This is a genomic window from Anaerostipes caccae L1-92 (assembly GCF_014467075.1).
GTDB lineage: Bacteria > Bacillota > Clostridia > Lachnospirales > Lachnospiraceae > Anaerostipes > Anaerostipes caccae.
Genome location: NZ_AP023027.1, coordinates 1,758,742 through 1,770,521 on the forward strand (window position 1 = coordinate 1,758,742; position 11,780 = coordinate 1,770,521).

14 protein-coding genes are annotated in these 11,780 nt (G+C 44.4%); 9 read left to right on the top strand and 5 right to left on the bottom strand.

Annotation, left to right across the window (positions count from 1 at the left end; genetic code table 11):
* Positions 1 to 6 precede the first annotated feature (6 nt).
* From ANCC_RS08620 to ANCC_RS08630, 3 genes are read left to right on the top strand one after another with little or no spacing between them, the layout of a single operon-like run.
* A complete protein-coding gene (locus ANCC_RS08620; protein WP_039946593.1) occupies positions 7 to 1,074 on the top strand; it encodes a pyridoxal phosphate-dependent aminotransferase in 1,068 nt (355 codons plus the stop codon).
* Entirely contained in the window at positions 1,056 to 2,570 is a 1,515-nt protein-coding gene (locus tag ANCC_RS08625) for a cobyric acid synthase (protein WP_006567045.1), read from the top strand. The genes ANCC_RS08620 and ANCC_RS08625 overlap by 19 nt, the downstream gene beginning before the upstream one ends.
* Complete coding sequence (locus ANCC_RS08630; protein WP_006567044.1) at positions 2,570 to 3,208, top strand: precorrin-8X methylmutase; 639 nt, start codon at positions 2,570 to 2,572, stop codon at positions 3,206 to 3,208. The genes ANCC_RS08625 and ANCC_RS08630 overlap by 1 nt, the downstream gene beginning before the upstream one ends.
* A gap of 51 nt (positions 3,209 to 3,259) precedes the next feature.
* Here ANCC_RS08630 and ANCC_RS08635 read toward each other — a convergent pair whose 3' ends face one another.
* A complete protein-coding gene (locus tag ANCC_RS08635) occupies positions 3,260 to 4,027 on the bottom strand; it encodes a sulfite exporter TauE/SafE family protein (protein ID WP_006567043.1) in 768 nt (255 codons plus the stop codon).
* 10 nt (positions 4,028 to 4,037) lie between these two features.
* Positions 4,038 to 4,484 (bottom strand): MarR family winged helix-turn-helix transcriptional regulator, encoded by a 447-nt coding sequence (locus ANCC_RS08640; protein ID WP_006567042.1) that lies wholly within the window; start codon positions 4,482 to 4,484, stop codon positions 4,038 to 4,040.
* A gap of 112 nt (positions 4,485 to 4,596) precedes the next feature.
* On the opposite strand from ANCC_RS08640, the gene ANCC_RS08645 reads away from it, so the two are divergent.
* The 6 genes from ANCC_RS08645 (at position 4,597) to ANCC_RS08670 (ending at position 9,247) form a co-directional block, all read left to right on the top strand.
* Positions 4,597 to 5,178 (top strand): Crp/Fnr family transcriptional regulator, encoded by a 582-nt coding sequence (locus ANCC_RS08645; protein ID WP_006567041.1) that lies wholly within the window; start codon positions 4,597 to 4,599, stop codon positions 5,176 to 5,178.
* A 51-nt stretch (positions 5,179 to 5,229) separates the two neighbouring features.
* Positions 5,230 to 5,880, top strand: a complete 651-nt coding sequence (locus tag ANCC_RS08650; protein WP_233441555.1) for an SDR family NAD(P)-dependent oxidoreductase — start codon at positions 5,230 to 5,232, stop codon at positions 5,878 to 5,880.
* A gap of 149 nt (positions 5,881 to 6,029) precedes the next feature.
* Positions 6,030 to 6,590 carry a TetR/AcrR family transcriptional regulator gene (locus tag ANCC_RS08655; protein ID WP_006567039.1) on the top strand — a complete coding sequence of 187 codons (561 nt, stop codon included), beginning with the start codon at positions 6,030 to 6,032 and terminating at the stop codon, positions 6,588 to 6,590.
* A gap of 114 nt (positions 6,591 to 6,704) precedes the next feature.
* Entirely contained in the window at positions 6,705 to 8,090 is a 1,386-nt protein-coding gene (locus ANCC_RS08660) for an MATE family efflux transporter (protein WP_006567038.1), read from the top strand.
* Positions 8,087 to 8,617 carry a cation diffusion facilitator family transporter gene (locus ANCC_RS08665; protein WP_006567037.1) on the top strand — a complete coding sequence of 177 codons (531 nt, stop codon included), beginning with the start codon at positions 8,087 to 8,089 and terminating at the stop codon, positions 8,615 to 8,617. Before ANCC_RS08660 ends, ANCC_RS08665 begins: the two co-directional genes overlap by 4 nt.
* Positions 8,618 to 8,644: 27 nt before the next feature.
* Complete coding sequence (locus ANCC_RS08670) at positions 8,645 to 9,247, top strand: cation diffusion facilitator family transporter (protein WP_006567036.1); 603 nt, start codon at positions 8,645 to 8,647, stop codon at positions 9,245 to 9,247.
* On the opposite strand, the gene ANCC_RS08675 is transcribed toward ANCC_RS08670, so the two are convergent.
* From ANCC_RS08675 to ANCC_RS08685, 3 genes are all read right to left on the bottom strand, one after another.
* Positions 9,244 to 10,572 (bottom strand): hypothetical protein, encoded by a 1,329-nt coding sequence (locus ANCC_RS08675; protein WP_039946591.1) that lies wholly within the window; start codon positions 10,570 to 10,572, stop codon positions 9,244 to 9,246. The two genes, ANCC_RS08670 and ANCC_RS08675, sit on opposite strands and share 4 nt — an antisense overlap.
* 156 nt (positions 10,573 to 10,728) lie before the next feature.
* Positions 10,729 to 10,992, bottom strand: a complete 264-nt coding sequence (locus ANCC_RS08680; RefSeq protein WP_009289684.1) for a CD3324 family protein — start codon at positions 10,990 to 10,992, stop codon at positions 10,729 to 10,731.
* Positions 10,993 to 11,151: 159 nt separating this feature from the next.
* A complete protein-coding gene (locus ANCC_RS08685; RefSeq protein WP_006567033.1) occupies positions 11,152 to 11,742 on the bottom strand; it encodes a hypothetical protein in 591 nt (196 codons plus the stop codon).
* Between the last annotated feature and the right edge of the window lie 38 nt (positions 11,743 to 11,780).

Below are 11,780 nucleotides of genomic sequence, written 5' to 3' on the forward strand. Positions count from 1 at the left end.
AGCGGCATGAAGAAACATATACACGGGGGAGATATTTACCGTCACGGGCATATAACTGATTTTTCCGCCAATGTAAATCCTCTTGGAACGCCGGAGAGTGTCAAAGAAGCTGTTCGGAAATCGGCCGAAGGAATCGAACATTACCCGGACGTTCACTGCAGCAAATTAAAAAAGGCATTATCAGAGTGGGAACAGGTTCCTGAGTCCTGGCTGATCTGCGGCAACGGCGCTGCAGATCTTATTTTCGCCCTGACACTGGCGTTAAAGCCTAAGAAAGCTTTGATCTTAGCTCCGACCTTCGCAGAATATGAACAGGCACTGAAAAGTGTGGGCTGTCAGATAACCTATTTTTATTTGACAGAACAGGAAGAATTCCGTGTGACAGAGAAGATCCTTTCAGAAATCACACCGGCTTTGGATATGGTGTTTTTGTGCAATCCAAACAATCCCACAGGAGAACTGACCGACAGGGAAATGCTGCTGAAACTCTCACAAAAGTGCAGAGAACATCAGGTATTTTTTGCAGTGGACGAGTGTTTCCTGGATTTTGTCCCGAAAGGACAGGACTATGAACTGGCAGGCTGCCTGAAATATAACCGCCATATTTTTTTGCTGAAAGCATTTACAAAGCGCTATGCCATGGCCGGTCTCCGTCTCGGGTACGGTATCTGTTCCGACGAAAAGGTCCTTTTAAAAATGACGGAAGTGACCCAGCCATGGAGAGTGTCGTCTCCTGCCCAGGCCGCAGGAACAGCGGCTTTGTCGGAGCAGTCCTACTTAAAACGGTCAGTCCGGTTCGTGTCTGAACAGAAACATATTTTAAAGAAAGCATTGGAGGAAGCAGGCTTTCGAATTTACGGGTCCAGAGCCAACTATATATTTTTCAAAGGCCCGGAGGATTTCTATGAATATTGTCTCTCAAATCAAATTCTGATCAGGAATTGCCGGAATTATGAGGGGCTTTCAAAAGGATGGTTCAGGATCGCAGTCCGGACAGAAGAGGAAAACCGGCGGTTTATCCGGACACTTCAGGCGTTCACGAAAGGAGAAACAGCATGGCAAAGACAATCATGATTCAGGGAACGATGTCAAACGTCGGGAAAAGTCTTATCACAGCAGGGCTTTGCAGGATATTGAAGCAGGATGGCTATAAAACCGCTCCGTTTAAGTCTCAGAATATGTCACTGAACTCATACATAACAAAGGACGGACTGGAGATGGGACGTGCCCAGGTTATGCAGGCAGAGGCGGCGGGAATCGAACCGTCTGTCTATATGAATCCGATTCTTTTAAAGCCCTCCAGCGATACCGGCTCTCAGGTGATTGTAAATGGGAAAGTCCTTGGCAATATGAGCGCCAGAGATTATTTTGCATATAAAAAAACGCTGATTCCTGAAATCCAAAAGGCATTTGATGCTCTGAGCAGGGAATATGATATGATTGTCATAGAAGGTGCGGGGAGTCCGGCAGAGATTAATCTGAAACAGGACGATATCGTCAATATGGGCATGGCAGAACTGGCCAATGCACCTGTACTTCTAGTGGGAGACATCGACCGGGGAGGCGTCTTTGCACAGCTGACCGGAACCATGATGCTGCTGACAGAGGAAGAACAAAAAAGAGTGAAAGGAATGATTATCAACAAGTTTCGGGGAGATAAAACGATCCTGGATCCCGGCGTTGAGATGCTGGAAGAAAAAGTGCAGATCCCGGTCGTGGGGGTTACCCCTTATATGAATCTTGAATTAGATGATGAGGACAGTCTGAGCGAGAAGTTCGACCGGAAAACAAAAAAGGAATTGGTCGACATTGCTGTGATCCGGTTTCCAAGGATTTCTAACTTTACGGACTTTAACGTGTTTGAACTCATTCCAAATGTTTCACTGCGTTATGTGAAAACCCCGGGAGAACTCGGAGATCCGGATATGATCCTGCTTCCGGGAAGCAAAAATACCATTGAGGATCTCCTGTGGCTCCGTCAGTCCGGCCTGGAAAATATGATCCTCAAAGAAGCATACCGGGGAACGATTATTTTTGGAATCTGCGGAGGCTATCAGATGCTGGGAGAAGTACTGTCTGACCCTCATCATGTGGAGACAGGAGGATTGGTTAAAGGAATGGGACTGCTCCCGATCGACACCGTCTTTTCCAAACAAAAAACAAGAAGCCGGGTCAAAGGAAGATTTCTTAAGCTGGATGGAGATTTGTATCCAATCTCAGGAGCTCCCTTTGAAGGATATGAAATTCACATGGGAATCTCTTCACAGCACGGCAATGCAAAACCGCTGACGTTTTTTGAGGATAAAGGTAACGGCGTCACAAAGCTTTGCGGAACCTGGGTAGGAAATGTCTACGGCACTTATTTACATGGCATTTTTGACCTCTCGGATACGGCGGAAAAGATTGTCCGTGCCATTGGAGAAAAGAAAGGGATCGATCTTTCCGATGCTCCGGCGACGGATTACCGGCAGTTAAAGGAAGATCAGTATGATCTGCTGGCAGATGAACTGAGAAAGCATCTGGATATGGAAAAAATATATGAAATCCTTCATAAAGGAGCAGAAGACTGATGAAAATTAAACTTGAGAATGTGGAGCCTGCCCAGATAGAGGCAAGAAGTTTTGAGATCATAACAGAGGAATTGAGGGCTTTTTCGCTGATTCCCGGAACTGAACCTATCGTAAAGCGCTGTATTCATACTAGCGCCGACTTTGATTATGCAAAAAATCTTTGCTTTTCGGATCATGTAGTATCACTTGCCATAGATGCCATCAAAAACGGCGCGTCCATTGTGACAGATACGCAGATGGGCAGGGCAGGCATTAATAAAAAGAAACTGGCCCGGTATGGGGGAACGGTCCACTGTTTTATGTCCGATGAGGATGTTGCAGAAGCAGCAAAAGCAAACGGCACCACAAGGGCTGTGGCGAGTATGGACAAAGCGGCGGCTTTAGGTGAGAAGTTCATTTTTGCAGTTGGAAATGCCCCGACGGCACTGGTCAGGCTGTATGAGCTGATCAGGGAAGGGAAACTGGATCCTCATCTGGTAATAGGGGTTCCCGTGGGATTTGTCAATGTGGTCCAGTCAAAAGAACTGATCATGGATGCTGAAGTTCCGTATATTGTGGCAAGGGGAAGAAAAGGCGGGAGCAATATTGCGGCGTGTATTGTAAATGCACTGCTTTATATGATAGATGGAACCAGATAAATCGATGCATTCAAAAGGGCCGGCTCACCTTAGTGGATCCGGCCCTTTTGATTAAAGGTAATTCACTGCGACAATCGCCAGTCCAAGCACCGTAAGGACCGCACCGGTTGCCCGGTTTAATACGATCGCCGAAGCTTTGTTTGCAAACTTCGCTGCTACTCTTGCCCAGAGAAATGTACTCAGCACGCAGAAAAGCAGGCTTAGCATATCCGGGCGTCCGCCGATGGCAAAATGACTCAGAGATCCGGTCAGAGCAGTAAATGTCATGATAAATACACTGGTTCCAACAGCAGTTTTGAGTTCGTACCCTAAGACACTGGTCAGCAGAAGGAGCATCATCATGCCTCCGCCCGCTCCTACAAATCCGCAGATAAAACCGACGACAGATCCGCAGAGAACAGACTGAAGAAATCTTTTTTTTGCATCCACCAAATCCATACTGCTTTTTGTGGTCATAACAGGACGGACAATAAATTTAATTCCCAGCAGCAAAGTCATGAATGTAGAAAATCCGCCCATAGCAGTGCTTGGTACAAGGCTGGAAATATAGCTGCCGACTAGTGTAAAGCAAAGCACAGAAATCATCATGACCAGTCCGTTTTTAATATCCAGATTTTTGTGTTTTCCATATGTATAAGCTGAAACTGCGCTGGCAAAAACATCGCTTGCCAGGGCAATGCCCACTGCCATATATGGATTCATTCCAAGAAAAGTGATCAGCATGGGACTTATGACTGCAGCTGCACTCATTCCAGCGAAGCCTGTCCCCAATCCTGCGCCGATTCCGGCTAAAAAACAAATGATAAATTTATACAACATAGCTGTTACCTCATACTTCGTGTTTTTTATGATTTAGTGACTTTGTAATATTTTCGTCGATCCTGCTGAAAAATTCCTGCAGCTTGAGCCGCTCCTCTTCTGTAAATCCATCGAGGAGAAGTGCGAAACATTGTTCCTGGCACTTTGAAAGGGCGTCGATTCTGTTCTGCATTTCCTCAGCCAGATACAGACGGCGGACCTTCCGGTTACCGGGATCAGGAGAGGTGGTCAGATAACCCTGTATCCTGAGAGATTCCACGGCTTTTGAAACATTGGATTTTGCAAACCCCCGCATGACTGAGATTTCCTTGGCGGTATTATTCCGGGGATTGTTTTTCAGAAAGAGCAAAATATCAATTTCCAGCTGAGACATTTCATATTGTTCCGACAAGGGCTGAAATGTCTGGCGGTACAGATGTTTGAAATGATTGGCATAGGTTAAAACATGATTCTGCATCAAATGCATTCCTTTCTATATAGTTCTATTTATAACTGTTATAATTATAACTATATAATAAAAAGATGTCAAGAAACCGTAAAATGAACGTATCATAAGACAGGTGATTTAAATGAAAAAACCAAGTGAATATTTAGAGTGTGGATTAAAGCTTTCCCTGCCGGCGAATTTCAGCCGGACTCTTGATCGATCAGCGGAGACTGTGTTGTTAGAAAAGGGCTGCACTGTCCTTTACCAGGGAGAGGAACCTGGTTTCATTTACTTTATCGCTGAAGGTCTCATGAGGGGATATTATATAGACTCAGAAGGGAATGATATGTCAAAATGCTTTGCGGCAGAAGGGGAGTTTGCCTGTACAGAAAGACTCAGAAAATCAGGAAAAGCGACTTTCACAATCGAGACATTAGAAACGTGTATTTGCGTAAAGATACCTTATTCCTTTCTCAATGCTAACAGAAATGAAGATGAAACGATTCTTAAAGTCATCAATGAGTTTACCCAGCGTGCCTTGAAGAAAGCAGAAAGACGGGAAAGGGGCCTGCTGACCCTAAGCGCCTCTGAACGATATATAGATTTTCTTTTGGAAGAATCCAAACTGGCTGGCCGTCTCAGCCAAAAGCATCTGGCATCTTATTTGGGAATCCGCCCGGGCTCCTTGTGCCGTATAAAAAAACAGATGGATTCACCTATGTGAATGACAGATATGCTCCTTTTGATTACAATGCATGTAAGTAAGGAGATTTTTATGGAATATGTATTAATCACAGGCGGAACCAGCGGTATTGGATATGAACTTGCGAGAGTTTTTGCCCAAAATGGTTTTGGAATTCTAATCGCAGCTTCAAACAGTGAGAAATTGTCTATGGTAAAAAACAGTTTGTCAGAAGAATTTCACACAGAAGTAGAAACATACAAAAAGGATTTGTCTAAGTTTGGGGCTGCAGAGGAACTTTACAAAGAAATAACAGGAGGTCATTCTGAAATTTCTGTTCTCGTCAATAACGCAGGATACGGATTGAAAGGAGAAACACAAAACATTGGTATAGAAGAAGACCGTAATATGCTGATCTTAAATATGATGACGCTTGCAGAACTTACGAAGCTGTTTCTTAAAGACCGGTATCAGAAGGGAAGCGGAAAGGTGCTCAACGTTTCTTCCACAGGGGCATTTCAGCCGGGTCCTTATACTTCCAGCTTTTTTGCGAGCAAAGCTTTTGTTTTAAGTTACAGCCGTGCAGTAAGATATGAGGCCAAAACATGGAATACAGGTTTGCACATTATGTCCCGGTGCTACAAAGACAGGTTTCTTTCAAAGAGAGGGAGCCAAAATTCCAAAGGGTGCCATGAATCCGGAGAATGTGGCCCGGCATGCATATCACAGCCTGATGAAAAATAAGAGTATTTTCATTCCCGGATGGAGAAACAAACTGCTTTGTCTGCTGCCGTCAGTCATCAAGATGAAATTTGTAGCAAAGATGAAACAATAGTTGACAAAATCCCGGCTTTCTTATAATATTGAATTAAAGTTCAATATTAGGAGGCGCTATGGCACAAGTCTTAAAAGATGAAATACGTCAGTGTATTCTTGATTCTGCACTGGAAGAGTTTTTTACCCATGGATATGTCCGCACAACGATACGGGACATTGCCGGCAGGGCAGGGATTCCCGCCGGACTGATCTATTCCTATTATAAAAATAAAGAGGCTTTGTTTGATGAAGTTTTAAGGCCGGTTTGTTTTGACTGGAAACGGGTCATGAAACATGGCGGCTCTCCGGACTATCAAGACTATAAGTATCTGAGCCAAATGGAAGAGAACTGTATCCGGACTCTTTTCAGACACCGCAGGGAATTGATTATTATGATGGATAAGAGCACAAAGACCAAATATGAGGATGAAAAAGAGCGCTTAGTCAGTGAAATTGAGCATCATCTGAATTCACACAAAGACATGTTAAAAAACCATGATCCGGTGTTTGTGCATATTGTAGCCAACAATTTTGTAGATGCGCTGCTTCAAATTGCATACCATTATGAAAGCGAGGAATGGGCTATGGAATTACTAAATAAAATATCGAAGATGTATTTGCAGGGAATCGGTTTTTGAGCCGGTTCCCTTTTTTATTGAACAATATTGAATATATATTCAATATTATAATTCTTCTGATTTGTACGGAAAAGTGATCCGTTCAGATAAAAAATACTTTTGGAGGTAAGAAAAATGGAACAAACAACGAAAACGAACTTTCTTTTAGGAGAAGAAAAAGTGTCAAAGGCGCTGATGAAACTAGGTATCCCCACGATGATCGGTATGCTGATCTCAGCTCTGTATAATGCCGTGGACGCTTATTTTGTGGGAGGATTGGGAACCAGCCAAATGGGCGCAGTCTCTGTGGTTTTCCCTGTTGTCCAGCTGGTCATCGGACTGGGGATGATGTTCGGTGCAGGGGCGTCCTCCTATATTTCCCGGCTGCTCGGGGAGAAGGAGTACACTCTGGCTGACCAGACAGCCTCAACGGCTTTATTTTCCGGACTATTGACAGGAGCGGCAGTTATTGGCCTGATCCTGTGCTTTTTGACACCAGTATTGTCGGCACTTGGAGCTACAGAAACGATCTTACCCTATGCCAGAGAATATTCTGTAATTTATGTTTCCGGTTCTATACTCAATGTATTTAATGTGACCATGAATAACCTTCTGACGGCTCAGGGATCAACGCGATTTACAATGGCGGCTATGATGGCCGGAAGTGTGACGAACCTGATCCTGGATCCGATTCTGATATACGGACTGCATATGGGAATCCGCGGAGCCGCCGCAGCTACGGTTATTTCTCTTTGTGTCAATTCATTGATGTATGTGTATTACCTGAGAAAACAAAAGGGTGTGCTGAAACCGTCCATCCGTAAAATTACAATAAAAGGTGCTGTTTATAAGGAAATTTTAAAAATAGGAATTCCTGTCCTGACCTTTCAGCTGTTTGCCAGTGCTGCACTGGGCCTTACAAATACGGCGGCAAAAGAGTACGGGGATTATGCAGTCGCAGCAATGGGTGCCGTCAGCCGGGTCATGACGGTCGGTATCTATATCGTCTTTGGCTTTATGAAGGGATTTCAGCCGTTTGCAGGTTTTAACTTTGGTGCAGGGCAGTATGAACGGCTCAGGAAGGCGGTAAAGCTGTGCAGTTTATGGTCTACTGCCTTTTGTATTCTCATGTCATTTCTATGTATTCTGTATTCCGGAGAGGTAATCGGGCTGTTTGGAACTGACCCTCAGATGCTGGCCCTTGGAGGAAAAGCACTGAGGCTGAATGCGCTGATGTTTCTTACTTTTGGGTTTCAGATGGTTTATGCCTCCCTATATCTGTCGGCAGGGAGAAGCGGTGCCGGAAGTATTCTGAGTTTAGGAAGGCAGGGGATCTTTTTCTTTCCGTGTATTTTAATCCTTCCAAAACTCTTCGGACTTTCAGGGATTGTGTGGGCTCAGCCGGCGGCGGATATCTGTTCGGCACTGATGACTCTGTGGTTTGCATGGAAGATGAATGAAATATTGGGAATCCAAAACGGCAGCCGGTCTATGGAACAGATGAAGGAGGAAAATATATGAAAGGGGAAAAGAAAGGGATCGGTATTTTCGGACTTACCGTGCTGGGAATTGCATTAAACTTATTGCTGTGTGCGGTGAAATTTGGAGCCGGCGCTGTCAGCCATTCTGTAACGATAACCGCAGACGGATGGAACAGCCTGACAGATGCGGGGACATCGGCTGTCACGATGCTTGGGCTCTGGGCGGCAGGATGCGGCGCTGGAAGACATCATCCGTTTGGACACGGGAGACTGGAATGGATCCTTGGCATGCTGACCTCTGCATCGGTAATCACGATAGGATTAGAACTGCTCAAATCCTCTGGGTCCGCCGTATATCAAGGACAGCAGTCCCAGTATCCGGGTTCTGTATTTATTGTGCTGCTCCTGTCTGTATTTATTAAAATATGGATGCATTTTATACAAAAGCGGGCAGGAGAGCGGCGGCAGTCAGAGACATTAAAAGCTGTTTCAAATGATTCACTGGCCGATGCACTCGCTACATCCGCAGTACTGGTTTCAGCACTCGCCGCAGAATTTACTTCCTGAAAAATAGATGGATGGTGCGGGGTCGGAGTGGCGGCACTGATTATATTCAATGGAGTCAAAAGTTTTTCAGACATTGTACAGAAAGTAATCGGTATGCAGGCCGATAGTTCCATAGCAGAAAAGATAGAAGAGATGATAATGCAAAAGAAAGGCATCAAGAGTTGTTATGAATTAATGATTCATGACTACGGGCTCAACCATTATGTGGTCTCGGCAAAGGTTCTTGGAACAGAAAATACTGTCTGCGCCCGGGCCTCAGAGCTTTCTATAGAAATAGAGCAGAAGTTTGGATGCAGCTGTACGGTCCAGGCGGATATAATGGCAGAAGAGTCTCCTGAGATACAGGAAATAAAAAAAGATTTAAAAGAGAAAGCGAAAGAAATCCATCGATTATTAAACATCCATCATTTTTATTTGATCAAATCTGGGGCAAACATTCTCATAACGGCGGACATCAGTATTCCTGTTTCCCAGCAGAAGAAACGGGAACTGGTTTACGGGGAACTGAGCCGGACGGTCCGTCAGCACGGCGGGCAGTATCAGCTGAGATTACACCCTGTCATGGAAAACAATCATGACAAAGCCTGGAAGACTTCACATCAGGCAGAAAAAAGAATAGGGGCAGACTAATCCGCCAGAAGATTCTTTCGGTCAGCCAGTACAAAGGATGCCATCCGGCGGGCAGATTCCCGGTTCAGCGGCATGACCCTTCCGTGATAAGGATAATAGATCAGATTAGACCAGAGGACTTCATAACCGCCCTCATCATATTCCTCAGCTGTGGGAAGGTAACTGTCAATCCCATTGGTATAGCCGTTTAGGAAAAGAAGGGAATCCTTTGACCGATGCCACGCATCCAGAGATATTTCGCACATGATTTCATTGGGAACACCGCAGAGACATCCTTCATTCAATAAAAAATATTGAAATTCAATGTCTGCTGTCTGAGCAGGGATGTGTTCATGGTGCAGCCTGCGGACCTCCTGCAGCCATCCTGTTCCGTCAATCCTGGCCTTTTCCTTTGCTTCAGCCGCGATTTCAGCAGCCCGGTTCAAAGGCGGAACATCGGCTGTGAAACTGTGTCTTACAGAACACATAGAAAGACGGTATATCGGTATTGTTTTTAAAGCAGTAAAGATGGAAGCAACAGACTGAAATATGGATTCTGCCATTTTGTTTAAGGATTCTGTGCTCTGTCTGAAATATTTTTCTTTTTCTTCGGCAGTATATGGTTTTTCTAAGGCGTCTACACCATAAACCTCCATAAACTCTGCATTTTCCTGTTGGAATCTGGGGCGGAGATCTCCGGATGCCCCCTGAATCATCATAACCGGACATCCAAATGAATCGGAAAGTTTTTGCCTGGTTACGCCGAAATAATCGGAAGAAATTTTATAGTTGTCACTTGTAAGGACATTTGCATGGGCGGATACCCGAAGCAGGAGCAGTGCCGGACTGCCATCGGGCTTGGAAAGCTTTAAAACTCCCAGACGGGGATCTCTTAAAACTTTTCCGGATCTCCGATTGACTCCAATGTCATGTTCTGCAATACCCCATCCGGCATAGAATGGTTTCATATTTTTCAGGGCCGTTTTCAGGGCAGAACATATATGGTCACACACGAAGGTAAAATAGGCACTTTCTGCTGCAGCATTCGGAGCAGAGTGAGTATGGGAAAAGCAGATCATGATGTTGTCAACGGGAACATTCAGTACATTTGATATCTGCTTCCTTAATTGAGACGTTAATTTTACGGTAAATCCCAGACTGTCGATGGCTGTCAGACATATTGTTTTATCTGCGGTCCTGAATATCAGGACTTGTGCTTTCAATGGATGAAGAACACCCCTTGATTTATTGTTTGTTCTTGAAAATCCAACCATTTCTACGGATATGCTCGGGGCAATATCCGTTTGTGCAAATCCAAATGATGCAGTCTTTCTATTTTGTTTCATAAGTAACACCTCCTGCATCAAAGAATATCAGAGAGATAAGTTTCCCTCAATATACGAATTGATACAGAATCATTTTATACTTATGGATTCAGAAAGTTTCATGCGCAAAACAAAAGTGCGGTTTCCAATCTATAAACCGCACTTTTTCCAGATATTTTATTTGCTGTATATAATCTTCCTGATAGTGTGTACAGATAGAAAATATGTCTCTGACAGATTTTCTATTGACTTCCCAAGCTGAAAATCTCTCCGGATACAGGCATTGCGTTTGCTGATCCTGAGCCGGCTTCCGGTCTGGTCACCCCAGCTTTTATGCTGATCTTCTTTTTTAGGAATATATAAATATTCTCCCTGCAGGTAGTCCTGAAGTTGTTCCACAAGGGCCGCAGGAAGAAGGGAAGATGCATTTTTATATTTCATATTTGGCCTCGTTTCCTTAAACATCGTTGTTCTTGGATGCAAAGCCGCATATCAAAAGTGCCTGTTTACTCCATGCAGTCGGCACTTTTTTTGTTCGGCTCTGCATGTAGGGTAACATCTGCTTGTCTTTTTTTGTTAATACACATGGTGGATTACCTCCTACTGTTCATATTTTTGCATTTCCTGCCGGATCTGATCTTCGCAGGAACGCATGGCAAGAATCGTTTTTTCAAGTAGTTCATTCAGCTCCCAGCCGAGGTTCTCAGCTCCTTGTGAAATTATATCCCGGGAACATCCTGCCGCAAACTTTTTATCTTTAAACTTTTTGCGGACACTGGATAGTTTCATATCCTGTACGCTTTTAGAAGGACGCATTAATGCAGCAGCACCGATCAGACCGGTCAGTTCGTCGGCCGCAAACAGGACTTTTTCCATTTCATGTTCAGGCCGGACATCGGAACAGATCCCATAGCCGTGGGAACAGACAGAGCGGATCATATCTTCTCCAATACCTCCTGCCCGCAGGAGCTCCGGTGCTTTTTGGCAGTGTTTTTCCGGATAAAGTTCAAAGTCAATATCATGAAGAAGTCCTGTGATGCCCCAGTAGTCTTCTTCCTGTCCGAAGCCTAGTTCGTTTGCATACCATTTCATGACACCTTCCACTGTCAGTGCATGCTGGATGTGAAAAGGTTCTTTGTTATATTGTTTCAAAAGCTCAAAAGCCTTATCACGTGTAATTGCTGATTCCATAGTGCCTCCTTTATTTATAAAAATTTTTATTTCATTAT

Coding starts and splice junctions, on each gene's coding strand:
- ANCC_RS08650 (WP_233441555.1), top strand. CDS start 5,230: ATGGAATATGTATTAATCACAGGCGGAACCAGCGGTATTGGATATGAA.
- ANCC_RS08635 (WP_006567043.1), bottom strand. CDS start 4,027: ATGTTGTATAAATTTATCATTTGTTTTTTAGCCGGAATCGGCGCAGGA.
- ANCC_RS08675 (WP_039946591.1), bottom strand. CDS start 10,572: ATGAAACAAAATAGAAAGACTGCATCATTTGGATTTGCACAAACGGAT.
- ANCC_RS08665 (WP_006567037.1), top strand. CDS start 8,087: ATGAAAGGGGAAAAGAAAGGGATCGGTATTTTCGGACTTACCGTGCTG.
- ANCC_RS08655 (WP_006567039.1), top strand. CDS start 6,030: ATGGCACAAGTCTTAAAAGATGAAATACGTCAGTGTATTCTTGATTCT.
- ANCC_RS08640 (WP_006567042.1), bottom strand. CDS start 4,484: ATGCAGAATCATGTTTTAACCTATGCCAATCATTTCAAACATCTGTAC.
- ANCC_RS08645 (WP_006567041.1), top strand. CDS start 4,597: ATGAAAAAACCAAGTGAATATTTAGAGTGTGGATTAAAGCTTTCCCTG.
- ANCC_RS08620 (WP_039946593.1), top strand. CDS start 7: ATGAAGAAACATATACACGGGGGAGATATTTACCGTCACGGGCATATA.
- ANCC_RS08685 (WP_006567033.1), bottom strand. CDS start 11,742: ATGGAATCAGCAATTACACGTGATAAGGCTTTTGAGCTTTTGAAACAA.
- ANCC_RS08660 (WP_006567038.1), top strand. CDS start 6,705: ATGGAACAAACAACGAAAACGAACTTTCTTTTAGGAGAAGAAAAAGTG.
- ANCC_RS08625 (WP_006567045.1), top strand. CDS start 1,056: ATGGCAAAGACAATCATGATTCAGGGAACGATGTCAAACGTCGGGAAA.
- ANCC_RS08680 (WP_009289684.1), bottom strand. CDS start 10,992: ATGAAATATAAAAATGCATCTTCCCTTCTTCCTGCGGCCCTTGTGGAA.
- ANCC_RS08630 (WP_006567044.1), top strand. CDS start 2,570: ATGAAAATTAAACTTGAGAATGTGGAGCCTGCCCAGATAGAGGCAAGA.